The 23,790-nt window shown below is 71.6% G+C and carries 19 protein-coding genes; 9 read left to right on the forward strand and 10 right to left on the reverse strand.

Going from position 1 to position 23,790, the window contains the following annotated elements:
• The 3 genes from G6O68_RS28730 to tpx form a co-directional block, all read right to left on the reverse strand.
• Positions 1 to 700: serpin family protein (locus G6O68_RS28730; RefSeq protein ID WP_165252663.1), on the reverse strand; the 700-nt coding region annotated here is incomplete at its 3' end.
• Between the two features lie 82 nt (positions 701 to 782).
• A complete protein-coding gene (locus G6O68_RS28735; protein WP_165252665.1) occupies positions 783 to 1,505 on the reverse strand; it encodes a nucleotide exchange factor GrpE in 723 nt (240 codons plus the stop codon).
• 340 nt (positions 1,506 to 1,845) lie between these two features.
• On the reverse strand, positions 1,846 to 2,376 hold the full coding sequence (gene tpx, locus G6O68_RS28740; RefSeq protein WP_165252668.1) for a thiol peroxidase: 531 nt from the start codon (positions 2,374 to 2,376) through the stop codon (positions 1,846 to 1,848).
• Positions 2,377 to 2,569: 193 nt separating this feature from the next.
• Here tpx and mnmG point away from each other — a divergent pair, with 193 nt between their 5' ends.
• The 3 genes from mnmG (at position 2,570) to G6O68_RS28755 (ending at position 7,678) form a co-directional block, all read left to right on the forward strand.
• Positions 2,570 to 4,423 (forward strand): tRNA uridine-5-carboxymethylaminomethyl(34) synthesis enzyme MnmG, encoded by a 1,854-nt coding sequence (gene mnmG, locus G6O68_RS28745; RefSeq protein ID WP_165252670.1) that lies wholly within the window; start codon positions 2,570 to 2,572, stop codon positions 4,421 to 4,423.
• A gap of 558 nt (positions 4,424 to 4,981) precedes the next feature.
• Positions 4,982 to 5,563, forward strand: coding sequence for a response regulator (locus G6O68_RS28750; RefSeq protein ID WP_165252672.1), 582 nt, complete (start codon positions 4,982 to 4,984; stop codon positions 5,561 to 5,563).
• Between the two features lie 84 nt (positions 5,564 to 5,647).
• Positions 5,648 to 7,678 (forward strand): ATP-binding protein, encoded by a 2,031-nt coding sequence (locus tag G6O68_RS28755; RefSeq protein WP_165252674.1) that lies wholly within the window; start codon positions 5,648 to 5,650, stop codon positions 7,676 to 7,678.
• 59 nt (positions 7,679 to 7,737) lie between these two features.
• Here the strand turns inward: G6O68_RS28755 and G6O68_RS28760 are convergent, their stop codons facing one another.
• Positions 7,738 to 8,037 carry a hypothetical protein gene (locus tag G6O68_RS28760; RefSeq protein WP_165252676.1) on the reverse strand — a complete coding sequence of 100 codons (300 nt, stop codon included), beginning with the start codon at positions 8,035 to 8,037 and terminating at the stop codon, positions 7,738 to 7,740.
• 558 nt (positions 8,038 to 8,595) lie between these two features.
• Between G6O68_RS28760 and G6O68_RS28765 the strand changes: the two genes are divergently transcribed.
• Positions 8,596 to 9,642 (forward strand): sulfite oxidase, encoded by a 1,047-nt coding sequence (locus G6O68_RS28765; RefSeq protein ID WP_165252678.1) that lies wholly within the window; start codon positions 8,596 to 8,598, stop codon positions 9,640 to 9,642.
• A 4-nt stretch (positions 9,643 to 9,646) separates the two neighbouring features.
• The gene (locus tag G6O68_RS28770) at positions 9,647 to 10,405 is read left to right on the forward strand and encodes a c-type cytochrome (RefSeq protein WP_165252680.1); all 759 of its coding nucleotides are present in this window, start codon (positions 9,647 to 9,649) and stop codon (positions 10,403 to 10,405) included.
• Positions 10,406 to 10,419: 14 nt separating this feature from the next.
• Here the strand turns inward: G6O68_RS28770 and G6O68_RS28775 are convergent, their stop codons facing one another.
• The 3 genes from G6O68_RS28775 to G6O68_RS28785 form a co-directional block, all read right to left on the reverse strand.
• On the reverse strand, positions 10,420 to 11,400 hold the full coding sequence (locus tag G6O68_RS28775) for an ROK family protein (RefSeq protein ID WP_165252682.1): 981 nt from the start codon (positions 11,398 to 11,400) through the stop codon (positions 10,420 to 10,422).
• A gap of 126 nt (positions 11,401 to 11,526) precedes the next feature.
• On the reverse strand, positions 11,527 to 13,401 hold the full coding sequence (gene ftsH / locus G6O68_RS28780) for an ATP-dependent zinc metalloprotease FtsH (protein ID WP_165252685.1): 1,875 nt from the start codon (positions 13,399 to 13,401) through the stop codon (positions 11,527 to 11,529).
• Between the two features lie 58 nt (positions 13,402 to 13,459).
• Complete coding sequence (locus G6O68_RS28785; RefSeq protein ID WP_165252687.1) at positions 13,460 to 15,376, reverse strand: ATP-binding protein; 1,917 nt, start codon at positions 15,374 to 15,376, stop codon at positions 13,460 to 13,462.
• 285 nt (positions 15,377 to 15,661) lie between these two features.
• Here G6O68_RS28785 and G6O68_RS28790 point away from each other — a divergent pair, with 285 nt between their 5' ends.
• From G6O68_RS28790 to G6O68_RS28800, 3 genes are all read left to right on the forward strand, one after another.
• Positions 15,662 to 15,946, forward strand: coding sequence for a hypothetical protein (locus G6O68_RS28790; RefSeq protein WP_165252689.1), 285 nt, complete (start codon positions 15,662 to 15,664; stop codon positions 15,944 to 15,946).
• 145 nt (positions 15,947 to 16,091) lie between these two features.
• The gene (locus tag G6O68_RS28795) at positions 16,092 to 16,910 is read left to right on the forward strand and encodes a methyltransferase domain-containing protein (protein WP_165252691.1); all 819 of its coding nucleotides are present in this window, start codon (positions 16,092 to 16,094) and stop codon (positions 16,908 to 16,910) included.
• A complete protein-coding gene (locus G6O68_RS28800; protein WP_165252693.1) occupies positions 16,883 to 18,544 on the forward strand; it encodes an alkaline phosphatase family protein in 1,662 nt (553 codons plus the stop codon). The genes G6O68_RS28795 and G6O68_RS28800 overlap by 28 nt, the downstream gene beginning before the upstream one ends.
• Before the next feature lie 240 nt (positions 18,545 to 18,784).
• Here the strand turns inward: G6O68_RS28800 and G6O68_RS28805 are convergent, their stop codons facing one another.
• The 3 genes from G6O68_RS28805 to G6O68_RS28815 all read right to left on the reverse strand — a co-directional run bounded on the left by G6O68_RS28805 (position 18,785) and on the right by G6O68_RS28815 (position 22,068).
• A complete protein-coding gene (locus tag G6O68_RS28805; RefSeq protein WP_206108240.1) occupies positions 18,785 to 19,285 on the reverse strand; it encodes a Fur family transcriptional regulator in 501 nt (166 codons plus the stop codon).
• A gap of 192 nt (positions 19,286 to 19,477) precedes the next feature.
• Positions 19,478 to 20,476: a hypothetical protein gene (locus tag G6O68_RS28810; protein WP_165252695.1), complete on the reverse strand. Its 999-nt coding sequence runs from the start codon at positions 20,474 to 20,476 to the stop codon at positions 19,478 to 19,480.
• A gap of 56 nt (positions 20,477 to 20,532) precedes the next feature.
• Entirely contained in the window at positions 20,533 to 22,068 is a 1,536-nt protein-coding gene (locus G6O68_RS28815) for a GspE/PulE family protein (RefSeq protein ID WP_165252697.1), read from the reverse strand.
• 299 nt (positions 22,069 to 22,367) lie between these two features.
• Between G6O68_RS28815 and G6O68_RS28820 the strand changes: the two genes are divergently transcribed.
• Positions 22,368 to 23,528 carry an SGNH/GDSL hydrolase family protein gene (locus G6O68_RS28820; protein ID WP_165252699.1) on the forward strand — a complete coding sequence of 387 codons (1,161 nt, stop codon included), beginning with the start codon at positions 22,368 to 22,370 and terminating at the stop codon, positions 23,526 to 23,528.
• Positions 23,529 to 23,790 lie beyond the last annotated feature (262 nt).

Consider the following 23,790-nt stretch of genomic DNA (forward strand, 5'->3'; position numbering starts at 1 on the left):
GTTCTCGGAGAAACCGTTTGAACCAGTTGGCCCGGAGATAGAGGCCGGTGGTCAGGACCATCCGCGTCCGGGCCGGCAGGTCGGCGGCTCGCAGCATGCCGACGATCTTCCCGCCCGTCCGCGAGGCGGTCCAATCGTTGATGACGCGGCACGCCTCGCCGGGGCGGCCGGAGAAATCGACGGTTTGAGGGTCGAGGGCGAATCCATTGCGGAGGGTCGCTCGGTAGGTGTCGAGCAGGGGATAGCTTTCCTGGACCCACACGGAGTTCGCCGTGCGGATCTGATACGAATGGTCCTCCGCGTCATCATTGAGGTCGCGAACCAGGCCCGCGTAGGCGCGGTCGTCATCTGGGAGACCATCCGGCTTGTGCAGCACACGGGCGATCTGCCGGGCCGTCTCCCCCCGCGCGCCGACGTAGACGAGGGCGAGCCCGGCCGACAGGCAAGCGGGCGAGGCCAGCAAGTTGCCGGGACGAGCCCGCAACCTGTGGAAGAGGTCGAGCGCGAACGAGTTGTTCGCGCGGACGACGGCCTCCGCATCCTCGCGCGGCGAGGCGGCGGGCCGAAACAGGGGGAGTGTGGCGGGCCAATCCGGCGGTGCGGCCGGCTTGACGGCCTGCGGGGCTCGCCAGCATCCGACGAGCGCGGCGGCAATCAGCGGGACGGCAAGCGACCTCGCCCAGGATGCACCGTCGACCATCGCTCCCCTCCCGCCGGCGTCGGTGATACGGTCGATGATCCGTGATCGCAGCGTTCTCCGGCGGACCGCACCTTTTGAGATGCTACTCCGCCTTCTGCAGCGTGTAGACCGACACCACCTCGGGGCGGATGACCTTGTCGCCGGACTGGAAGCCGGGGCGGATGCGGGCGGCGAGGGTCTTGGCGAGTGCCGGGTCGGCGGTGGGCACGGTGGCGACGGCGCGCTGGCGGCGGGGGTCGAAGGCGTCGCCGTCGGCGCGGAAGGGCTCGACGCCCTGGCGGTAGAGGACGTCTTCGAGGGCCGTCTGGATCGAGGCCAGGGTGCCGCGGAACTCGTCGGCGTCGGGGGCGACTGCCGCGGCCATCTTGCCGACGTCGTCGTGGAGCTGGATCAGGTCGACGAAGATCGGCCGCTGCATCTTCAGCAGGACGTCCTGCTTGTACTCCTGCAGCTCGGCGTGGAGCCGGTCGACGATCCGCTCGCGATTGGCCTCGGCGCGGACCTCGCGGTCGAACTGGGACTGGAGCCCGTCGAGCTTCCGGCCCAGTTGATCGCCGAGTCGGGCGACGGCCTCGCGGATCTCGTCGGCGATCGACGGCTCAAGGGCCGTGGGCTCCTCGGGCCCGGACTCCGGCTCCAACCCGGCGTCGACGGGGACCGGCTCGGCCTCGGCGGCCAGGGCGGCCTCGACTTCGGCGTAGTCGGCCGGCGGGACCGCCTCGGGCTCGGCGTCGGTCGGCGCGGTGGCGTAGGGGACCTCGGCCTCGGGCTGGGGCTCGTCGCGATCCTCGGTGTCGGGTGACAAGGCCGGGCGCCTCCGGGACGAGGGGTCTCGATCTCCAAAATCCTTCCCCCCTGGCGGGGGAAGGTGGCCGAAGGCCGGATGAGGGGGGGACGAGCGAGAAGGCCGCCGGAGTCGCAGCAAGGTCTTCCCGGGGCCGACGGCTGTGCGGGCCGAGCTTTGAAATCCGAAGCTCCCCGCGCGCGTCCCCCCCCTCATCTGGCCGCTCCGCGGTCTGTCTTCCCCCGCCAGGGGGGAAGACATGAACACGTCGAAAGACGTTGCTTTGCCTGCTCGTCCGCCTTGATTGTCCCCCTCATCCGGCCCTGCGGGCCACCTTGCCCCAGCAGGGGGGAAGGGATGCTCAGGCGCCGGCGGCGGCCTTGAGGGCCTGGAGGGCCGGCTCGTAGTCGGGCTCCTGGGCGATCTCGGGGACGATCTCGACGTAGGTGATCTTGTTGGAGGCGTCGACGACGAAGACCGAGCGGGCCAGCAGCGGCACGGGGAGGCCCTGGATCAGCACGCCGTAGTGCTCGCCGAAGCTATGGTCGTGGGCGTCCGAGAGGTTGGCGATATTGTCGATCTGGGCCTCGGTGCAGAACCGGGCCTGGGCGAAAGGCAGGTCCGTGCTGACGGTGTAGGCGGCCACCTTGTCGCCCAGCTCCTTGAGCACCTCGGCGAAGTGCTTCGTCTGCTTGTTGCAGACCGGGGTGTCGAGCGAGGGGACGACGTTGAACAGCCGGGGCTTGCCGGCGGTCTCGGCCAGCGTGACGAACGCCAGGCCGGCGCCCACCGCCTTGAAGTCGGGCGCGGCGTCGCCGGCCTTGAGCTTCGGGCCCGCCAGCTCGATCGGGTTCCCCTTGAAGGTCACTTCGCCCTTGCGCGTCTCGGCCATGGTTCGTTCTCTCGCTCGTGAAATCCGGGGGTTCGACGGCCGCGTCTCGCGGTCGCCCTCCACCTTAGCCGCGCGTCGCGAGGCGGTGCAAGCCGCGCCCGGCCGCGTCTCTGGCGTCGATCGCGAGTCGGCGGCTAAGATGAAATTCGTTCCCGATCCCCGCGCCGCGCGTCCGCATCCGAGATCCGCCCCCATGGCCGTCCGCCGTCACCCTTACGAGTTCGACGTGATCGTCGTCGGCGCCGGGCACGCCGGCGTCGAGGCCGCCCTGGCCCCGGCGCGGATGGGCCTGCGCACGGCCGTCTTGACGATGAACTGCGACACCGTCGGCCAGATGAGCTGCAACCCGGCGATCGGCGGCGTCGCCAAGGGGCAGATCGTCCGCGAGGTCGACGCCCTCGGCGGCGCGATGGGCGTCCTCACCGACGCCTCCGCGATCCAGTTCCGGCTCCTCAACCGCGGCAAGGGGCCGGCCATGCACAGCCCCCGCGCCCAGTGCGACAAGAAGGCGTACCAGCTCCTCGCCAAGCTTACCGTCGAGCGCCAGGCCAACCTCACCCTCCGCCAGGAGATGGTCGAGGGCCTGGTCGTCGAGTCGGGCCGGATCGCCGGGGTCCGATGCCGGGGGGGGGCCGACTACCGGGCGAAGGCCGTCATCCTGACCACCGGCACGTTCCTCCAGGCCCTGATGCACACCGGCGAGGTCAAGACCCCCGGCGGCCGCGGGGGGGACGCGGCGGCGATGGGACTCTCCGGGAGCCTCCGGGAACTCGGCTTCGAGCTGCGACGGTTCAAGACCGGCACCCCCCCCCGGCTCAACGGCCGGACCATCGACTTCGACCGGCTGCAGGTCCAGCCCGGCGACGCTGAGCCCGTCGCTTTCTCGTTCCTCACCGACCGGATCGTGCAGGCCCAGATCCCCTGCCACATCACCGCCACCACGCCGGCCGTGCACGACCTCATCCGGGCGAACCTGGACCGCGCGCCGATGTACTCGGGGCAGATCCAGTCCACCGGCCCGCGCTACTGCCCGTCGATCGAGGACAAGGTGGTCCGCTTCGCCGACCGCGACTCGCACCAGATCTTCCTGGAGCCCGAGGGCCGCGACACGCTGGAGTACTACTGCAACGGCATCTCCACCAGCCTCCCGCGCGACGTGCAGGAGGCGATCATCCCGCTGATCCCCGGCCTGGAACACGCCGAGATCATGCGCCACGGCTACGCCGTGGAGTACGACTTCGCGCCGCCGGAGCAGCTCGGGGCGACTCTGGAGACCAAGGCCGTCCCCGGCCTCTTCTTCGCCGGCCAGATCAACGGGACGACCGGCTACGAGGAGGCCGCCGCGCAAGGGCTGGTCGCCGGGGTCAACGCGGCGCTCGGCGTGAAGGGGGAGCCGCCGTTCTTGCCGGACCGCTCCTCGTCGTACATCGGCGTCCTGATCGACGACCTCGTGACCCGGGGGGTGGACGAACCTTACCGGATGTTCACCAGCCGCGCCGAGTATCGGCTGCTCCTCCGCCACGACAACGCCGACCTCCGCCTGACCGAGTCGGGCCGTCGCGCGGGGCTGGTCGACGACGCCCGCTGGGCCCGCTTCGAGGCCCGCCGCGACGCCATCGACGGCCTTCGCCAACGGCTCAACGCGACCCGTCGCGGCGGGACGGCCCTCTTCCAGGTCCTCCGCCGCCACGAGACGACCTGGGACGACCTCGTCGCCCTGGACCCCGAGCTGGCCGAGGCGGGCTACCCCGCCGACGTCGTCGCCCAGGTGACGGTCGAGGCGAAATACGACGGCTACGTCGGCCGCCAGGTCGAGCAGATCGAGCGATTCAAGCGGCTGGAGGACAAGACGATCCCCGCCGACCTGGACTACGCCGCCGTCGCCCAGCTCCGGGCCGAGGCCCGCGAGAAGCTCGCGCGGGTGCGGCCGCGATCGCTGGGCCAGGCGGGACGCATCAGCGGCCTGAATCCGGCCGACCTCGCCACGTTGCTCGTCCACCTACGTCGCCGCAACCCCGCGACCGCCGCGGACGAATCCATCCGCTGAGCTTGCCCCGAGCCCGGAAACCGCGAGGCCCCGTCTCCCTTCGCAGACCTTGATCGCCACCCTTCCGTACCCAGTCGCGGAAGGCAACCGAGATTGACAGAAACCCGCATCCGGTATTTGCTGGGCGGCCTGACGTTCCTTGCCGATCTTCCGAAACCCAAGACCGCAGCCTCCACCCTCTCCCCTCATCTTCCCATGAAGGGGCGAAATCGGGCGAGGAGGGTCGGAGTTCTCACGGACGGTGCCGGAGTTGGGGAGGGACGGGGGCTCTGGGCCCGGCTCCTCCTGGATTGACAATCGAAGCCGAGATTTTACAATTGGCTAAATCGGCAATTTCGGTAATTTTTATAGGCTTCGCAGATTTTAACGCTTAGGCTCTCATCAGGGGCGTTAACGGGCTCGGGACGCAGGATCGCCGCCGCAACGATTTCGGGGACGTGACAGGGACGTTTCGCAAGGAGGCCGAACGGGGCGGGCGTCGGGATCGCACAGGGTCGCCGAAGAGGCGTGATGCGGGTCCGACTCGACCCCGATTGGATAATCGGGACTCAACCAACCATGAAGACCGTTTACACGACGGGCGAAGCCGCGAAGATCTGCAAGGTCAGCCAGCAGACCATCATCCGTTGCTTCGACTCGGGCCAGCTCAAGGGATTCCGCGTGCCCGGCTCGCGGTTCCGGCGGATCCCTCGCGAGGCGCTCTATCGCTTCATGAAGGACAACGGGATCCCGACCGACGCGCTGGAGAGCGGTCGCCGGCGGATCCTGATCGTCGACGACGATCAGGCGGTCGTCGACCTGGTGGCCGAGGTCCTGGACGCCGACGGCCGGTTCGAGCACAAGGCCGTGAACAACGGCTTCGGCGCGGGGATGCTGGCCAAGGAGTACCACCCGGACCTCATCATCCTCGACGTGATGCTGCCGGACATCAACGGCCAGGCGGTCTGCGAGCTGATCCGCCAGGACCCGAGCATCTCCGACATCAAGATCATCTGCATCTCCGGGATGGTCGAGGAAGACAAGATCGCCGACCTGAAGACCTCGGGCGCGGACGATTTCCTGCACAAGCCGCTGGATATCGATCAACTTATCGCCCGGATCTGCCGACACCTGGATATGGAGACCAGCCCCAACGCCTGAGCGCGGGTCGTTCGTCGTCCGACCCCGACCCATCCGAGGACGGGGCGGAGGGCGAGAATGGGGTCGGGAAGGAGCCCGATCGTCGTGCGGTTCCAAACGGGACGAAAGCCGCCGGGTGAGCCCCTGCTCAGCCGCCTGAACGGGCTGACGCACCTGCCGGTGCGCCCCCAGTCGGTCCGCGCCGTGATGGCCGCGCTGGCGGCCGAGCCCGAAGGCGACGACGAGGCGGCCGTCGACCGCGCCTCGCGGGCGCTCCTGGACGTCGACCCGGGCTGGCAGCTCGCCGAGAGTTCGCCGGCGAGGCGGGGCCGGGTCCTCGCCCGAGCGGCCGACTCCGCGTGGTGGCCGTCGACGCTCGCCGTCGGCCCGGCCGCCGAGGCGTTGCAGCGGCTTTGGAGGCACGCCGCGGCCACGGCCCTCGCCTGCCGCAACCTGGCCCGCGAGCACGACGACCGCGACCCCGCCGGCCTGATCCGTGCGGGGCTCCTGCACGGGCTGGGCCGCTGGGCCGTCGCCGCGGTCGACCCCGACTGGCTGGCCCGCTGGATGGCCGAGCCCGACCGCGACGCCCGCCGCCGCCGCGAGGCTGTCGACCTGGGCGCCGACCTGCGCGACGTCGGCCGCCGGATCGCCGAACGCTGGGGGTGCGAGCCCCTGGTGGTCGACGCCGCCTGGCTCCACGGCGAGGACGACGCGGCCCTCGACGCCGCCGCCCGCGAGCCGCATCGCCTGGCCCTGGTCCGCGAGGCCGTCCGCCGCGCCGAGGCCACCCCCTGGGCGCTCGACCCGCCCGAGGGACGCGAACCGGGGATGCCCACCGAGCCCCACCTCCGCATCCTCGTCGCCGAGGTCCAGTCGCGCTGCGGCTCCGCGTTCGCCGCCGACGACGCCACGCCCCACGAGGAGCGGATGACCCGCGAGAACGCCCGGCTGAGACTCCGACTCGCCGAGCTTTCCCGAACCGAGGCCAGCCAGCGCCGGCTGATCGAGGCGATCGCCGACTCGGCGAGCGACGAGGACCCCGAGGGCTGGAGCCTTCGCGCCGGCCGGATGTGGTGCGGCGAGCCCGAGGTCAACGCCGCCCGCGTCGTCTGGCGCGGGCCCCCCGCCGATCCGGCCCAGGCCGCCGACCCCCTCGAGCTCGAGGCCGAGCCCGAAGCCACGGATCCGTCGCGCCGGGGGGCCTCGTGGACGATCCCCCTGGAGGCGTCCGGCGAGGTCGTCGGCGAGGTCCAGCTCTGGCTCGACGGCGACGTCGACGCCCTCCGCGATCGGCTCCGACCGACCCGGGTGGTCGACGCCTGGAAGGCCTGGGCCGCCCGCGTCGCCGACCGCGACCTGCTGGAACGCCGCCTCCGCGCGGCGGTCGAGGGCTGCCGGGCGTCCGCCCGCGCCGAACGGGGACGCATCCAGGCCGCGAAGCTCGAGGCCCTGGCGGAGTTCGCCGCCGGCGCCGGCCACGAGCTGAACAACCCGCTGGCCGTGATCGTCGGCCGGTCGCAACTCCTCATGGCCCAGGCCGCCGACCCCGACGCCGCGCGCTCGCTGGGGATCATCCTCGGCCAGGCCCGGCGCACCCACCGGATCCTCCGCGACCTGATGTTCATCGCCCGGCCGAGCGAGCCCCGGCCCCGGCTCTGCCGGCCGGCCGAGGTCCTCCGCGCGTGCCTGGCCGACTTCGAGGCCGAATGCGAGTCCCGCGGCATCCGCCTGGAAGGGTCGTTCGACGAGCCCGAACTCCAGGCCTGGATGGACCCGGAAGACCTCCGCCACGTGGCCGAGTCCCTCCTGCGGAACGCCATCCAGGCCGTCGCCGCGCCCGCGGGCGGGTCGATCCAGCTCCGCGCCGGCCGCCAGGGCCGCGAGCTTCGCCTCCGGGTCGCGGACTCCGGCAAGGGTGTGGGCGACGCCGAGGCCGTCCACCTGTTCGACCCCTTCTTCTGCGGCCGTCAGGCCGGTCGCGGGCTCGGCCTCGGCCTCCCCCGCGCCGCCCGGATCGTGGAACGCGCCGGCGGCGCCCTGTCGTGGACGTCGACCCCCGGCCAGGGGTCCGTCTTCCAGGTCCGCTTCCCCTGGGGCCGCCCCCCCGAGGAGCCCGCCGCGAAGAGCGCATGAGGCCCCGCGCGACAGGGGCTCAAGGAGTCGCGCGGGCCGATCTCATGACGGGACGTCGCTCAGGCGATCGCCTGATGAAGCACCATGCCGTCGGCGATCGCGTGGCAGTCCGGGCAGAGGAACGTCACGTTCAACGGCTCCTCGTAGTCCCAATGGTGGCGTTGCAGGCGCTGGCGGCGACGGCACCAGGAACAGCACTTGGGGCGATCGATCAGGCCCAGCGACTCGGCCAGGGCCGCCGCGTAACGCGCCGAGCGCGTCCGCATCCGCCGGGGCTTGAGCGAGTCGAGACAGATCTCCAGATGACGGCCGAGACGGGCGAAGAGGGCGTGCTGGCGCTTGCGACGGATTTTTTTCATCGTGCGCAACCCGTAGAATGGTGTCGGTGGCCACCTCAGATCGAACGCCGGGAGACGGGACCGAGCGAGTACGAGCCGCGAGCGGGCTGGATGTGACGTCCCTGAACGACCTCTTCCTGACGGCTCGTTCTCGACATCTCCAGTATAGAGCAAAACCAGGACCGACCTTGCCCCCTCTACTCACCTTACGAGGACCGGCAGAGGCAGGTTCTCGCAATTAGACCGAATACGCGGGCGAATCAGCGATTCCAGCCTTCCCGCCCCGCCCTCGCATGACGGCCCGTGCATCGGTACGAGGGCCGGCGCGGCCTGATGTTCCTGGACAGGTAACGGGCACTTCTGCATACTTTGGACGCAGGTCGGGACCCCGGGGTTCGCACGACGGGAGAGCGCTGGACGATGGCTTCGGATCTTGAACATCGGCCCGATAGGTTCGCGTCGGATCGTCGCGGGTTTCTCGCGGGCCTCGGGGGCGGTTTGATCGGCCTGGGCGGCCTCGGGCGCGGTGCGTGGGGCCTGGCGAGGGCCGACGAGGCGTCCGACGGCGCGGACCGTCGCATGATCGTGCGCACCGAGCGGCCGCTCAACCTGGAATCGCCCTCGGCCGCGCTCGACTCGTTCCTGACCCCGAACGACGCTTTCTTCGTCCGCAGCCACCACGGCGCGCCGGCGGTGGGGCTGAGGCCGTGGGAGGTCGTCGTGGAGGGCCTCGTCGATCGGCCCCTCAAGTTGAGCCTGGCCGAACTGGGGGCGATGGAACCGACGACGGTCCCGGCCGTCCTCCAGTGCGCCGGCAACGGCCGGGGGCTGTTCCGGCCCCGGATGCCGGGCCTGGTCTGGGAGCGCGGCGCGGTCGGCCACGCGGAGTGGTCGGGCGTGCGGCTCGCGGCCCTGCTGGAGAAGGCCGGCGTGAAGCCCGAGGCGGCCCACCTCCACTTCATCGGCGGCGACGTCCCGCCGACCACCAAGGCGCCCCCGTTCATCCGCAGCATCCCGCTGGCCCGCGCGCAGGCCGACGACGTGCTGATCGCCCTGAAGATGAACGGCGAGCCCCTGCCCGTGCTCCACGGCGGCCCGGCCCGGCTGGTCGTGCCCGGCTGGGGGGGCAACGCCTGGATCAAGTGGGTCCGCCGGATCGTCGTCTCCGCCGAGGAGGCGCAGACCTTTTACATGCAGACCGGCTACCGCATCCCGCGCGAGCCGGTCCCGCCCGGCCAGACGCCCGACCCCAAGTCGCTCGTCCCGGTCGAGTGGATGAACGTCAAGTCGCTCATCACGTCGCCCGACCTCGGCGCGACGGCCCCGCTCGGGCCGATCGAGGTCCGCGGCGTCGCCTGGACCGGCGAGGGCCACGTCGTGAAGGTCGAGGTCTCCACCGTCGAGGATCCGACCTGGCGCGAGGCCGAGCTGCTGGACGAGCCCCGCCAGGGGAGCTGGCGACGCTTCAAGATCGCCTGGACGCCCCCCGCCGCCGGGAGCTACACGCTCCAGGCCCGCGCCACCGACTCGAAGAGCCAGGTCCAGCCCGAAGTCCCCCCCTGGAACAAGAGCGGCTACCTCTGGAACGGCTACGACCGCGTCCCCTGCGTCGTCTCGCGAGCATAAATTGATGAAAACACTCTTGATCTTGGTGACGCTGGCGGCGATCGCGGTCGCGGGCCTCATGGTCGGCCAACGCCTCCAGCAGCGACGCGCCCTCGCCGAAGCGGCCGCGGAACGCGCCCATCTCGAGGCGGCCCGGGCTGCCGCGCAGGCCAAGGCCGAAGCGGCCGCGCCAGCGTCCGAGGACGCCGACGACGACGACGACGACGAGGCCGCCTACCGCGACGTGATGGCGAAGCGGGCCCTCACGGACAACTGCCTGGTCTGCCACGAGGAAGGCATGTTCACCGGCCAGCGGCTGACCGCCGCTCAGTGGAAGTCCGAGATCGACAAGATGCTGGGCTGGGGCGCCGTGCTCCCCGAGGCCGACCGCCGGCCCGTCGAGGAGTACCTGACGCGGCACTTCGGCGAGGCGACGCCCGTCCCGCCGCCGGGCCGCGCCCACCTGGCCGACGTGCCGACCCACGAGATCCCCGGCGACCCCGCCGAGGGCTCCGCCGGGGCCGACCTCGCGAGCGGCGGCAAGCTCTACCTGGTCGTCTGCGCGAGCTGCCACGGCCCGGCGGCGCTCGGGACCGAACTCGGCCCGGCGCTCGTCGACCGCGCCGTGCTGACCCACGGCGAGGATTACCACAAGGTCGTCCGCGAGGGCCGTCGCAAGATGCCGGCGATGAACAGCCTGCTCACCGCCGACCAGCAGCGCGACATCCTCGGCTGGCTCCGCGGCCTCGACCGCGACGCCGCCGGGGAAGTGGCCTCGAAGTGAACTGAACGAAGGCCTCAGCCCTGGGCGAGCATCTCGCGGGCGAAGAGCGAGGCGCCCAGGACGCCGGCGTCGTCCCCCAGGGCGGCCAGGGCGAACTTGATGGTCTTGTTCGGGTCGGTGATGATCTGCTGGCGGGCCGACGCGGCGATCATGTCCAGGAACGGCTGGCCGAGCGCCAGGGCCATGCCGCCGCCGATGACGACGATCTGCGGGCCGAAGACGTTGACCAGGCCGCCGAGGCCCAGGCCCAGGTAGAACGCCGCGCGCTCGACCTCGCGGATGGCGACCTCGTCCTTGTCGCGGACGGCCTGCGCCAGGTCGCCGCTCTTGAGCCGCCCCTTGCGGAGGATCTTCTCGCCCAGCGGGCACGACCGCTTCTTGGCGGCCTTGACCAGGCGGTTCGACAGGGCGGTCTTGCTGGCGAAGGCCTCCATGCAGCCCTTCGAGCCGCAGCCGCAGCGGGCGCCCCCCGCCTTGACGACGATGTGGCCGATCTCGCCGGCGTTGTTCGTCGAGCCGGCCACGATCCGGCCGTTCTGGATCAGGCAGCCGCCGATCCCGGTGCCGACGAACGCCGCGATCACGTCGCCGTAGCCCCGGGCGGCGCCCAGCATGAACTCGCCGTAGCCGCCGACGCGGACGTCGTTCTGGACCCGGACCGGCACCCCGAGGGCGGCCGCCAGCTCGGGGCCGATCGGGTAGTTCTTGACGTTCAGGTTGGCGCTGAAGAGGATCACGCCGGCGTCCACGTCGAGCGGGCCGGGCGAGCCGATCCCCCCCGCGGCCAGATCGCCGCGCCGGAGGCCGGCCTGGTCCAGGGCCTCGTCGACGCATTCCAGCATCGTCTTCAGGATGGCCGGGCCCCCCTCCTTGGCCGGCGTGTTGCGCTTGCCCCGGCCGAGGATCCGGTTGTCGTCGGCGACGACCCCGGCCATGATTTTCGTCCCGCCCAGATCGACGCCGATCACGGGAGGGCCGCCGCCCTGAACTGCCATAGGATGCGCTCCAAGCCCGATTCGCGACCGCGGCGCGACCGCCGCCTCCGTCGTCCGCACGATTCTACCGGACCGCCGCGGTCCGCGTAACCCGTCTGGCGCCGGCGAGGGGCCGAGGCGCGGCGGTCAGTCGGCGAGGAGTTCGTCGAGATCGTCGGCGTTGAGGGTCTCGCGCTCGATGAGCCGGGCGGCCAGGCGGTCGAGGGCGTCGCGGCGGGCTTCCAGGATCCCCCGGGCCTTGGCCATCGCCTCGTCGACGATCCGGCGGACTTCCAGGTCGATCTCGCGGGCGGTGCGCTCGCTGTAGCCGCGCGCGGCCGAGGGGCCGCCGGGGCGTGCGGCGTCGCGGTCGCCGCCGTAGCGGAGCCGCCCCAGGACGGGGCTCATGCCGAAGTCCAGGACCATCCGCGAGGCGATCTCGGTCGCCCGGCTCAGGTCGCTGGTGCAGCCGTCGGACGCCTCCCCCAGCGCGATCTCCTCGGCGAGCGTCCCCCCCAGCAGGCCGCAGATCGCGTTCTCCAGGGCGGTCTTCGTGTGCAGGAAGCGGTCGTCCTCGGGGCGGTAGAGCGTGTAGCCCAGCGCCGCCGCGCCGCGGCCGACGATCGAGACCTTGTGCACCGGGTCGGTCTGGGGCAGGCTCCGGGCCACCAGGGCGTGGCCGGCCTCGTGGTAGGCGATCCGGGCCTTCTCGTCCGGGCGGAGGAGCCGCTGGCGCTTCTCGGGGCCGGCGATCAGCCGCTCGATGCCCTCCTCGAATTCGGGCCGGCCGACGTGGTCCTTGCCGCGTCGGGCCGCCAGCAGCGCGGCCTCGTTCACCAGGTTCGCCAGGTCGGCGCCGACGAACCCCGGGGTCATCGCGGCGATCTGCCGGAGGCTCAGGTCGTCGGCCAGGGGGACGACGCGCGAGTGGACCTTGAGGATCTGCTCGCGGCCGACGAGGTCCGGGCGGTCGACGACGACCTGGCGGTCGAACCGGCCGGGGCGGACGAGCGCCGGGTCGAGGGTCTCGGGGCGGTTCGTGGCGGCCAGGAGGATCACCCCCCGGTCGGCGTCGAAGCCGTCCATCTCGACGAGGAGCTGGTTGAGCGTCTGGTCGCGCTCGTCGTGGCCGCCGGAGCCCCCCGTCCCCCGGGCCTTGCCGATGGCGTCCAGTTCGTCGATGAAGATGAGCGACGGGGCCTTGGCCTGGGCCCTGGCGAAGAGGCCGCGGACCCGCGCCGCGCCCACGCCGACGAACAGCTCGACGAAGTCCGAGCCGGAGAGCGAGAAGAAGGGGACGCCGGCCTCGCCGGCCACGGCGCGGGCGAGCAGGGTCTTGCCGGTGCCGGGGGCGCCGACGAGCAGCACGCCCTTGGGGATCCGCCCCCCCAGCGACTGGAACTTGCCCGGGGTGCGGAGGAAGTCGACGACCTCGCGAAGCTCGGCGACGACCTCGTCGTGGCCGGCGACGCTCTCGAAGGTGACGCGGGCCTCGTCGGCCCCGTAGACCCGGGCCTTGCCCTTGCCGAAGGCGAGCGGCGAGCCCACCCCGCCGGAGCGGGCGACCACCAGGGTTAAAACCGCGACCATCATCAGGAACATCGCCGTGGGGAGGGCCATCGCCCAGGCCGGCGACGGGGCCGATTCGGCGTCGTAGTCGCCGCCGGGGACGTGGGCCTCCAGCAGGCGGATCAGGTCCTCGTCGTGCTCCATGCCGAGCCGCGAGACCCGGTAGAGCGCGGGGGCGGCCCCCGGCGAGGCCGGGGCCAGGCGGCCCTCGATCGACGTCGGGCCGACGCGGGCCGACGCCACGCCCCCCTCGGCCAGGCGTTTGCGGAACTGGCCGTAGGGGAGGTCCCGGACGGGGGACCGGAGCGGGGCGGACAGGGCGAACGCCGTCAGGGCGACCGCGACGGCCGTCGCGAGCAGGCCGAGATTCCGTCGGCCGCGCCGGGTGCGGTGCGAGAGCGCGTGCGACAGGGAGAGCGAGAGCGGGAAGCGATCCGTCGGGGAGCGTTTCATGGTGCTCACTTCGTCATGACGATCGAACGGGCGGAAACCATCGGAGAGGACGGGGGCGTCACACCGCCGGCGCGTTCTTCCCCAGGCCCCGGGCGGGGTCCGGGCCCCGGCCGCCGCCCGGCTGCGGGCGCGCGAGGGGCATGTGGGGGAACGACGGCTGGGGCTCGATCCGGCGGGCCTTGGAAAGGTCGATCCGCTCGTCGCTGAGGTTGACCTCGAAGCGGTGGTTGCCGACGAGCTGCAGGGGGAGGCGGACGGTGAACGTGCTCCCCTGGCCGAGCTGGCTGCGCAGCTGGATCTCGCCGCCGAGGAGCCGAGCCAGCTCGCGGACGATCGACAGGCCCAGGCCGGTCCCCTGGTGCTCGCGGGTCAGCACGTCGCCGGCCTGGCCGGGGGCCTTGGCCTGGCGGAACTTCTCGAAGATCGTGTCGCGGTCCTCCTCGGCGATGCCGATCCCTGTGTCCTCGACCTCGAGGACCACGAACCGGCCGTCGGTCCGCGCCCGGAGGGTCACCCGGCCCCCCTCGGGCGTGAACTTGATCGCGTTGGAGAGCAGGTTGTAGAGGATCTGGCGGATCTTCCCCGGGTCCTGGCGCAAGAGCGGAATCGCCTCGTCGAGCCGGCATTCCAGCGTCACGTCCTTGCGGTCGGCCATCGGCCTGGTCAGGTTGGTGAGCGCCTCGCAGACGTCGCGGATCGAGAAGTCCTCGCCGTGGACCTCCATCTTGCCGCTCTCGATCTTCGCCAGGTCGAGGATGTCGTTGATCATCCCCAGGAGCATCTTGCCGGAGGTCTGGATGTTCCCCACGTATCGCCGCTGCCGCTCGTTGAGGTTCTCATTGCCGCCCAGGACCTCCGAGAAGCCGATGATCGAGTTCAGGGGGGTCCGCAGCTCGTGGCTCATGGTGGCGAGGAAGTCGCTCTTCAGGCGGTTCATCTCGTACAGGGCCATGTTCGCCTGGGCCAGCTCGTCGACCTTGTGGTCGAGGTCGCCGTTGACGTCGCGCAGCTCCTGCTGCATGGCGACCAGGTTGTGGAGCATGCGGTTGAAAGCGTGGGAGAGGTCCTCGAACTCGTCGCCGGTCTGGATCTGGCTGCGGATGTTCAGCCGGCCGGCCGCGATGGCGTCGGAGACGTCGCGCAGGTGCTTCACCGGCTTGACGATCACGTAGCGGACGATCATGTACGAGGAGACCATCGCCAGCACGGCCGTCACCAGGGCCGCGGTGATCAGCACGGCGCGGTTGCTGTTGATGGCCTTCTTGGTCTGCTCCATCGGCACCCGCACGACCACCGCGCCGGCCAGGTCGCCGGCCTTGACCGGGACGATGTGCTTGCCGTCGGCGGACGGCCGCCAGAAGTGGTTGTTGTCGACGTGGACCTGGCCGCCGCCGAGGTCGTCCAGGCCGGAGTCGTCGCGGCTGTGGCAGTCCATCAGGCAGCTCGGCTTGAAGGTCACCGCCTGGATGTACTGGTATTCCTTCTGGTCCTGGGAGATCCGGTCCTCCCACATCTTCGTGCCGTCCGCGAACGTGTAGGGGTTCGGGCGGGGGGTCCCCGTCTTGATGAACGCCTCCTCGTCGGCCGACGCCTTGAGGAACCGCGCCAGCGCGGCCCTCTCGAAGTCGTCCGAGGGCTGCTTGGCCGGGTCCTTGTCCTTCTCGCCGTAGGCCTTCAGGACGGTCGCCTTGACGTTCGGCAGGTCGTCGAGCGGCTGCAGAGCGCCCCACAGGGTGTCGATGATCGATTCGAAGTTGTAGTTGCCCAGCTTCTTGTAATGGATGTTCATCAACGTCGGATTGACGAGCATCCGGGCCGTCTGCGTGGTCTGGTTCTTGACCAGGCTCTCCGTCTTCAGGCCGTAGAGCAGGAAGCTGACGACGACCAGCATGAAGATGCCCAGCCCGAAGATGAAGCGGCATTTGCGCTCCAGGCTGGTCTCGCCGAGCAGGTGCTTGAAGCTGCGATAGGACACCGGTCAATTCCCTCAACCAGGCTCCGGGGCCGACCGCGGCGCGGCGATCGGGGCCGGGTCCGCGCGGGTCCATGCGACACGACCGAGCTTCCCACCCCCCTGGCGCCGTCGCGAGAGGAATATCCAACCTAATCGAAACCACCGACCCTGGCCAGTGCGAGATCCGGCCTTCGCGCGGCCGGGCCGCGGGCCCTTGGCGTCCGCCCGAGGGTTCCTGATAGGATTCAGGTGGTCGCCGCTCCCGGTCGCCGATCCGCCCCCCCTCCCCTCGCCAGGAGATCCCCGATGTACGTGGTCTACGGGACGTTCGTGAAGCCCTCCTCGCTCGACGGCTGCCTGGCGCTGGCCGACCAGGCCCTGCGCGACCAGGGGCTGGTCGTGGTGAAGGGGGCGGACGGGGCCGACTACCTGGTCGTGGGGGGCGACGACTCCGTGACCCTGACGATCGTCTGCGTCCCCCAGTCGAACGGGACCTGGATCGTCGTCTCGGCCTCGTCGCCCGACGCCGACCTGGCCGCCCGGGCTCGCGACGTGATCCGGGGGATGATCGAGTCCGCCCCCGCCCCCTGACGCCGGGCCGGGGCCGCCCGATCGACTTGCGGTTGACCGATCTTGAGGATGGATCTAAGATCCCGCCGATTTCCAGGGGAACATCGGCAGCGCCCGGTTCCCCCTCGGTCCGCCGACCATCCAGGCTCATGGAGGAGCAACGACGATGCGAGACCACAACAAGGCGTTCTGCCGCCTTGTGGCCGAGACCTTCGACTGCCCGACGCCCATCGTGGAGTTCGGCTCGTACCAGGTCGAGGGCCAGGAAGGCTACGCCAACCTCCGGGGGATGTTCGCGGGCAAGGCGTTCATCGGCTGCGACATGCGGCCCGGCCCGGGCGTCGACCGCATCGAGGACGTCTCGGCCGTCGGCATGCCCGACGAGTCCGCCGGCGCGGTCCTCTGCATCGAGACCTTCGAACACGTCTTCGAGGTCCGCCGCGCGTTCGACGAGGTCTACCGGATCCTCAAGCCGGGGGGGGTCTTCGTGATCACCTCGCCCCTGAACTTCCGGATCCACGCCTACCCGGACGACTACTGGCGGATGACCCCGAGCTGCCTCAAGCGCATGATGCGGCCGTACGACGCCCGCGTCGTCGGCTCGCAGGGCTTCCGGGCGTTCCCGCACTCGGTGATGGCGGTCGGCGTCAAGGCCCCCGCCCCGGCCGACTTCCAGGCCCGCGCCCGCGCCCTGATCGCCGGCTACGACCGCTGCCTGGCCGAGTTCGAGGCCGCGATCCCGCTCCGCCAGAAGCTCCGCAGGCGGCTGGGCATGCTGTATCGCTCCAAGGGCGAGCGGCAGGCGGCGGCCGGCTACTACCACACCGAGTTCAGCGTGGAGACCGGCGCCGAGTCCGTCGCGGCGACGTCCGCCGCGGCCGCGCGGGAGCACCGCGTCGACCCGGCCGCGAACGGCTCCCCCATCCCCATGATCCACGACACCAAGGGCCAAGGCGCATGGCGGCATCCCTCGATCGCGTACTGATCCTCGGCCTCGACGGCGCCACCTGGAGCGTCCTCGACCCGATGCGGCGTCGCGGCGTCATGCCGAACCTCGACGCCCTGCTGGGCTCCGCGGCGCACGGCGTCCTGACCTCGGTCGAGCCGCCGGTGACGACCGCCGCGTGGACCTCGATGTCCACCGGCTGCACGCCGTCGCGGCACGGGGTCTTCGACCACCGCTACTACGACGCCGCCGCCGACCGGATGAAGGTCAACCACTCCGGCCGCGTCCGCACGCCGAACCTCTGGCGGATCCTGTCCGACGCCGGCCGGTCGGCCGCCTGCCTGAACGTCCCCGGCCTGTTCCCGCCCCCCCGGCTGCCGAACGGCGTGGTCGTCTCGGGCATGGACGCGCCCCACCTCGACGCCGCCCTGCAGGGCTCGCCCGAGTTCGCGGCGAGGCTCAAGGCCGAGGTCCCGGACTACACCCTCCGCTACTTCTGGAAACGCGCGCCCCAGACCCTCGACGAGCTGCGGACCAACGCCGGGCTCACCGTCGAGAGCTTCCGGGGACGCGCCGAGGGGGGCCTGCTGGCCGACCGGATGTTCCCGGACTGGTCCGCGCTCATGGTCCAGTTCCAGAACCTGGACCCGTTCCAGCACCGGGCCTGGCGCTACCTGAACGTGGACGAGACGGGGATCGACGACCCCGAGTGGAACGCCGCCGCCGAGGGGGTGATGCGCGGCCTCGACCGCGCGATCGGCCTGCTCGGCGAGCTGGCCTCGGCGCGAGGGGCGGCCGTCCTGGTCGTCAGCGACCACGGCTTCGGCCCCTGCGCGGGCCGGATCGACGTCAACCAGATCCTGCTCGACGCCGGGGTCGCCCAGCGGGCGGGGCTGGGCCGCAAGCTGATCCGTCGCGGCCGCCAGGCCGTCGACCGGCTGCGGGTCTGGGAGGCCAAGCGGCACGACCCGACGGCGCGTTCGGCGTCGTTCGACCAATCGGTCGCCGGCTCGTTCCCGTTCGACTGGTCGCGGACCCTGGCGTTCGCCCCGCACCAGGACACGGCGGCGATGGTCTACGTGAACTCGCCCTCGCGACGGGGCTCCACCCGCCACGCCGCCCCCCTGTTCACCCCCCGCGAGATCGACGAGGCCCGCGGCGCCGCCGCCGACGCCCTCGCCGAGGCCCGCCACCCGGAGACCGGCCGGCCGCTCTTCCCGAAGATCATCGACACCGCCGAGGCCTACGGCGTCGACCCCGCGCGGGAGGGCTACCCCGACCTCATCGCCCTGCCCGACGCCCCCTTCTGGGTCCGCACCAAGCTGGGCTCGTCCGGCGCCGGCAGCTGGGTCCACGCCGACCCGAACCTCACCGGCACCCACCGCCCCGAAGGCGTCGTGGCCCTCGCCGGCGCGGGCCTCGCGCCCGGCCGGAACCTCCACGGCCGCCTGATCGACGTCGCGCCGACGGTCCTGGACCTCCTGGGCCTCCCCGTGCCGTCGTTCATGGAAGGCTCGCCCATCGGCGCCGCCCGCGCGGTCGGGTCCGCCAGCCGCCTCGACCGGCCGGCCAAGCAGCCGCTCAACGGCCCCCACCAGCCCGCCTTCGAGTACACCGACGAGGAGCAGGCCATCCTCGAACAGCGGCTCGCCGACCTCGGCTACCTGGAGTGATCCGGAAGCGGGACCCCAAAGCCTTCCCCCCGCGCGGGGGAAGGTGGCCCGCAGGGCCGGATGAGGGGGAAGACGAGCGAGAAGGCCGATGGAGCCCTGATGAGGCTCGCCGAGGCCGTCGGTCATGCGGGCCGGACGTCGACTCCCATGCTCCCCGCGAGCGTCCCCCCTCATCGGGACGCTGCGCGGTCTGTCTTCCCCCGCGAGGGGGGAAGACCATTGCTCCCCACCACGTCGACTTCAGATCAGGTCCAGCCGCCGGCGGGGGCTGTGGGAGCGGTCGCAGGACGAGCAGACGCCCTCGATGAGGAAGCGGTGGCCCGTGGCGCGGAAGCCGTGGGCCCGGCTGACCTCGTCGCGGAGCTTGAGCAGGTCGTCGTTGCGGAATTCGACCACGCGGTGGCAGACCGTGCAGTGCAGGTGGTCGTGCGCGGGATAGCCGTAGTCGTGCTCGTAGGCGGAGCGGTTGGTCAGGCGAAGCTCGCGCAGGAGGCCGGCCTCGACCAGCAGGCGGAGGGTCCGGTAAACCGTGGATCGGCTGATGGCGTGACCGGCGTCGTGCAGGTCGCGGACCAACTCGTCGGCGTCGAAGTGCTTGTGCGAGCTGTAGATGTGCCGGACCAGGGTGCGCCGGGGATCGGTGAGCTTCTCGCCCCGGATCTCGAGGAACTCGCGGAACTTGTCCTCGGGCGATTCCTTGACGTCCAGCGGGGTCAAGTCGTCGGCTTGAGTCTTCGCCACGGCCGCGTCCTTCCGTCCAAGCTGCGAGCTTGCACCTGGGCTCGATCAGATCCATCGCGTATCAAGAATGGTTCTCCATTGTAGACGACGATCGGCCCGCTGACCAGTCGGGCGCGCGGACGGGCCCGGGGACGGTCGCGAGTCCGCGCCGCCCCGGGATGGGTCGATCCGCATGGGCTCCGGCGGGCTGGTTCAGCGGGAGTCGGCCGGGGTCAGGGGGATGACCGGGGCGGAGGTCGCGGGGAGCGGCGGCAGGACGCGGCTGACGCCGGGGGCCGCCAGGGGAGTCCGGCTCGGCGCGGCGAAGGCCGCCGGGGCGGCGAGCGGCGGCGACGCGGGGCCGGCGGCCGCCGCATCCTCGACCACGGACGCCGGGGTCGAGGCCGCGACGGGCTGGCCGCTGAGCTTGGCCTGGAGGCCCTCGATCAGCGTGTGCAGTTGTCGGACGGAGGGGTCGCAACCCTGGGGATTGCCGGAGTAGGAGAACGGCTGGGCGGTGAGGCGGCCGAGCCGCCGTTCGAAGACGACGACGTGGACCTCCTCGATGTAGTCGCTCGACGGGGTGCCGCAGTGGCCGCGGTTCCGCCCCAGCTCGCCCGAGGAGACCAGTTCGGCGATCGGCCGGAGGTCGGCCGGGGCGAGGCGGTGGACGCCTTCGGAGTCGATGACGGTGCCGTCGGCGTAGATCTGCAGGAACATGCCGAACTGGCCGCCGTCGTTCGACCGGCCCAGGGCCATGCGGGTCAGGAGCGGGTCGGCGTCGGTCGCGGCGTTGCTGACCCGCGATCGGGGGGTGATCGGCGGGGCGGCCGGCCCGCTCTCGGCGACCGCCGGGGTGGACGGCCCCTCGCCCGACGGGCCGGCGGGGGGCGTCGGCGGCGACGCGGGGCCCCGGGAGCCGGCGGGGGGGACGAAGGCGTTCGCGCCGTGGTCGTGGTCGTGGTCGTGGTCGTGCTTGGGGCCGGGGTTGCGCCCGTTCCCGGGCCCGTTGGGGGCGCCGGGCTCGCCGTCGCCGCCGTAAGGCAGGGGCGCCGGCTTGGACCGGGACGAGTTGGCCCCTCCCAGGCGGAAGAGGCGTCCGAAGAGGCCCGTATCATCGGCCGAGGCGGCGCGGGGCGCGGCCAAGGCGGCGGCGGCGAGCAGGCTCAAGCCCGCGGCCGAGAGACGTTTGCGGCGATTCTGCGAGTGCATGGCCGACCTCCTGTCGGTTCGCCCGGATCTTCCTTGCGGGGGTCCGTCGGATCGATTCAGAACGAGACCACGCGGTAGACCTCCTCCACCGTGGTGACCCCTTCCAGAATCTTATCGACCGCGGACTGCTTCAAAGTTCGCATTCCCAGGTCAACCGCGACGCGACGCAGGACGTCCCGGGGGATCTGCTGGAAGATGAGATCGCGCAACTCCTCGCCGATCATCATGATCTCGAAGACGCCGGTGCGGCCTATGTAGCCGGTCTGGAAGCAGGCCGGGCAGCCCGTACCCCGGAAGAGTTCGGCCCCCTGGTGCTCGTCGGGGTCCAGCTCCAGCGAGAGCAGGAGCTTCTCGTCCGGGGTGAAGCAGACCCGGCAGTTGGGGCAGATCTTGCGGACCAGCCGCTGGGAGACGATCGCCAGCAGGCTGCTGGAGAGCTGGTAGCCGGGGATTCCGAAGTTGTAGAGGTTGCTGATGGTGCTGGGGGCGTCCGAGCCGTGGAGCGTGCTGAACACCAGCACGCCGGTGAGCGCCGCGCGGATGCCGATGCGGGCGGTCTCCTCGTCGCGGATCTCGCCGATCATGACGATGTCCGGGTCCTGCCGCAGCATGGCGCGGAGGCCCTCGCTGAAGCTCATGTCGCCGGGGCCGGAGCCGACCTGGGTCTGGTTGACGCCGGGCATCCGGTGCTCGATCGGGTCCTCGATCGTCATGACGTTGCGCAGGGGGGAGTTGATCCGCTCCAGGCAGTTGTACAGGGTCGACGTCTTGCCGGCGCCGACGGGGCCGGCGACGAGGACGGCGCCGTAGGGCTGGACGATCAGGCGGTCGAGGGCCTCGGCCTGGGACTTGTTCATGCCCAGGTGGTGGAAGCCGACGACGTCGGTGAGGACCTCGTGGATTCGGATGACGATCTTCTCGCCGTAGATCGTCGGGAAGGTGGCCACGCGGAGGTCGCGGGGCTTGCCGTTGTACATGATCGTGATCCGGCCGTCCTGCGAGTGCCGGCGTTCCACGATGTTCAGGTTGGACATCACCTTGACGCGGCTGAGGGCCGCGGCGGCGACCGACGACTCGATGAAGAGGATGTCCTGGAGCTGGCCGTCGATCCGGTAGCGGACGCGCAGGCCGTTGTCGAGCGAGTCGAAGTGGATGTCGGTGGCGCGGCAGTCGATGGCGCGCTCGAGGATCTGGCCGATCAGCTCGGGGACGGGGACCGTCTGGGTGAGGTCCTGCAGCTCCTTGCGGATGTCGCGCTGGATCTGGTCGCGGTCGGGCAGGACCAGCATGGTCTTCGTCTCGGCGGGGGAGGCCGGGGTCGAAGTCGGGGCCGGGGCCTCGGGCTGGGCCAGGGCGCGGAGCCGCTCGAACGCGAGCTGGTTGAGCCGCTCGGGGGAGATGAGGTTCATCTCCAGGATGGCCTGCTTGAAGTCGCGGCGGTGCTCCTCGGCGTAGCGGCGGGCCTCCTCGACCTGGTCGCCGGTGAGGACGCCGTTCTTGATGAGGACGGCCGCCAGGGCCGCATCCTCGGGCGACGGCGCGGGGCCCGCCTTGGCGGCGGAAGGGGACGAGGGAGCGAGGGTGGGATCCATGACTCGGGCCTCTCGATACGCCGATGTGTCGCCGGGCGGCGCCGCGCCGGCGCGACGTCCCCGCCGCCCCGGCGCGCCATCGATCCGGGAGGGAAACGGGCCGCGTTCGTCGCCGTAACGCCTTGAACGGCATTCTTTCCCATATCGGGGGGCCGCACAAGACGGAGGTCGGGCCGATTCGCCGATCCGGGGCCTCCCGTCGCCAACCCCGGCTTGCGGCCGAGGCCGATTTCCGGTAATCGGGACGCTGGAGGGGCCTCCCGGCCCCGCGGATTCCGCCATTCGGGGTAGCCCCTGCCATGAACCCAGCCTCGCGCGGTCACGCCTCGAAGTCGCCCCACGGGCGGGCCCCCGCCCGGGATCGGTCGTCGCTCCTGGCCTGCGTCGCGCTCCTGGCGGCCCCCTGGATCCTCCCCGACGGCGACCTGATGCGCTCGGCCCTGGGGCGGCCCCGCCTCGACGGCGAGCTGCGCCACATGGCCACGCGCGGCTATTACGAGGAGCTGATCGACGCCAATCGGGCCCCCGCGAGCCGGGCCCCGGCGGCAGACCAGCACCCCCCGGGCTGGGTCCCGTTCGGCGCCTCCGGCCTCGTCGAGCCGATCCCCTCGTACCTGCGCTGGCGGCTCAGGCCCGGCCTGGACGCGAGCTGGAACGGCGAGAGCTTCCGCACCAACGCCCGGGGCTACCGCACCCCCGAGGTCGCGAACCCCAAGCCCGACGGGGTGTACCGGATCGTCCTCTTCGGCTCGTCGAACACGATGGGCCACGGCGTGGGCGACGACGACGCCTACCCCCGTCTGCTGGAGCGCTGGCTGAACGAGGCCGCGCCGGCGGGCCGCAGGGTGGAGGTCGTCAACCTCTCGATCTCGGGCGACTCTCCGTCGCGACGGCTGATCCGGATGCGCGAGGAGGCCGAGGCCTACGAGCCCGACTGGGTCCTCTGCGACGCCACCGTCCTGGACCCCGCGCTGGAGGAGGCCCACCTGGAGACCGTGGTGAAGGGCGAGCCGCCGGTCCCGATCCCGCTGGAGTACGTCCGCGAGGCCCTGGCCCGCGCGGGGATCTCCCCCGGCGACTCGGCCGAGGCCTTCCGCTCGAAGCTCCAGGGCCAGGCCCAGGCGCTCCTGGAGGGGGCCTACGCCGGCTGGGGCGAGTTCGCGAGGCGGACAGGCCTCCCCCTGGCGATCGTCCTGATCCCCCGGGCCGATGTGGAGGCCGAGAACCCGGAGATCTTCAAGATCATCCGGGCCTCGATCCGCCGCGAGCGGCTCGACCTGATCGACGCCGCCGGGGCCTTCGCCGGCCTCTCGGCCGAGGAGTTCCGGGTCTCCCCCTGGGACAAGCACCCCAGCGTGCGGGGCCATCGGGCCATCTTCGAGTCGCTCCGCGACGCCCTGTCCCGTCGCGGCTCGCTCCCCGGCCTGACCCTGGCCCCGCCCGCCCCCCCGGCGGGCTGACGGCCCGGAGAAGCCCACGCCCTCCCCCTCGCCGCGCGAGCCCCGGCCGCCGCGCGGTCCTCCCCCTCCGAAATCCCCTCGCGACCGTCGCTCCCGCCGCGCGAGGGCCTTGAAAGAGGCCGAATCCGCCGCCCGTCGAGTTCGCACGCCTTCCTCGGCGTTGTAAGGGTGAAGCATGGCGACCGTGACGGAAGTCCGTCGGGCTCCTACGCCTACGCGCCCGAGGCCTCGACGACGAGGCCCGGTCGGGCCGGCGTCCCTG

Origin of the sequence: Paludisphaera soli (genome assembly GCF_011064595.1) — a bacterium.
Classification (GTDB): domain Bacteria; phylum Planctomycetota; class Planctomycetia; order Isosphaerales; family Isosphaeraceae; genus Paludisphaera; species Paludisphaera soli.

Bases quoted from the DNA above. Each gene is read 5' to 3' on its own strand.
- tpx (WP_165252668.1), bottom strand. From the start codon at position 2,376: ATGGCCGAGACGCGCAAGGGCGAAGTGACCTTCAAGGGGAACCCGATC.
- mnmG (WP_165252670.1), top strand. From the start codon at position 2,570: ATGGCCGTCCGCCGTCACCCTTACGAGTTCGACGTGATCGTCGTCGGC.
- G6O68_RS28750 (WP_165252672.1), top strand. From the start codon at position 4,982: ATGAAGACCGTTTACACGACGGGCGAAGCCGCGAAGATCTGCAAGGTC.
- G6O68_RS28760 (WP_165252676.1), bottom strand. From the start codon at position 8,037: ATGAAAAAAATCCGTCGCAAGCGCCAGCACGCCCTCTTCGCCCGTCTC.
- G6O68_RS28765 (WP_165252678.1), top strand. From the start codon at position 8,596: ATGATCGTGCGCACCGAGCGGCCGCTCAACCTGGAATCGCCCTCGGCC.
- G6O68_RS28770 (WP_165252680.1), top strand. From the start codon at position 9,647: ATGAAAACACTCTTGATCTTGGTGACGCTGGCGGCGATCGCGGTCGCG.
- G6O68_RS28775 (WP_165252682.1), bottom strand. From the start codon at position 11,400: ATGGCAGTTCAGGGCGGCGGCCCTCCCGTGATCGGCGTCGATCTGGGC.
- ftsH (WP_165252685.1), bottom strand. From the start codon at position 13,401: ATGAAACGCTCCCCGACGGATCGCTTCCCGCTCTCGCTCTCCCTGTCG.
- G6O68_RS28790 (WP_165252689.1), top strand. From the start codon at position 15,662: ATGTACGTGGTCTACGGGACGTTCGTGAAGCCCTCCTCGCTCGACGGC.
- G6O68_RS28795 (WP_165252691.1), top strand. From the start codon at position 16,092: ATGCGAGACCACAACAAGGCGTTCTGCCGCCTTGTGGCCGAGACCTTC.
- G6O68_RS28800 (WP_165252693.1), top strand. From the start codon at position 16,883: ATGGCGGCATCCCTCGATCGCGTACTGATCCTCGGCCTCGACGGCGCC.
- G6O68_RS28810 (WP_165252695.1), bottom strand. From the start codon at position 20,476: ATGCACTCGCAGAATCGCCGCAAACGTCTCTCGGCCGCGGGCTTGAGC.
- G6O68_RS28815 (WP_165252697.1), bottom strand. From the start codon at position 22,068: ATGGATCCCACCCTCGCTCCCTCGTCCCCTTCCGCCGCCAAGGCGGGC.
- G6O68_RS28820 (WP_165252699.1), top strand. From the start codon at position 22,368: ATGAACCCAGCCTCGCGCGGTCACGCCTCGAAGTCGCCCCACGGGCGG.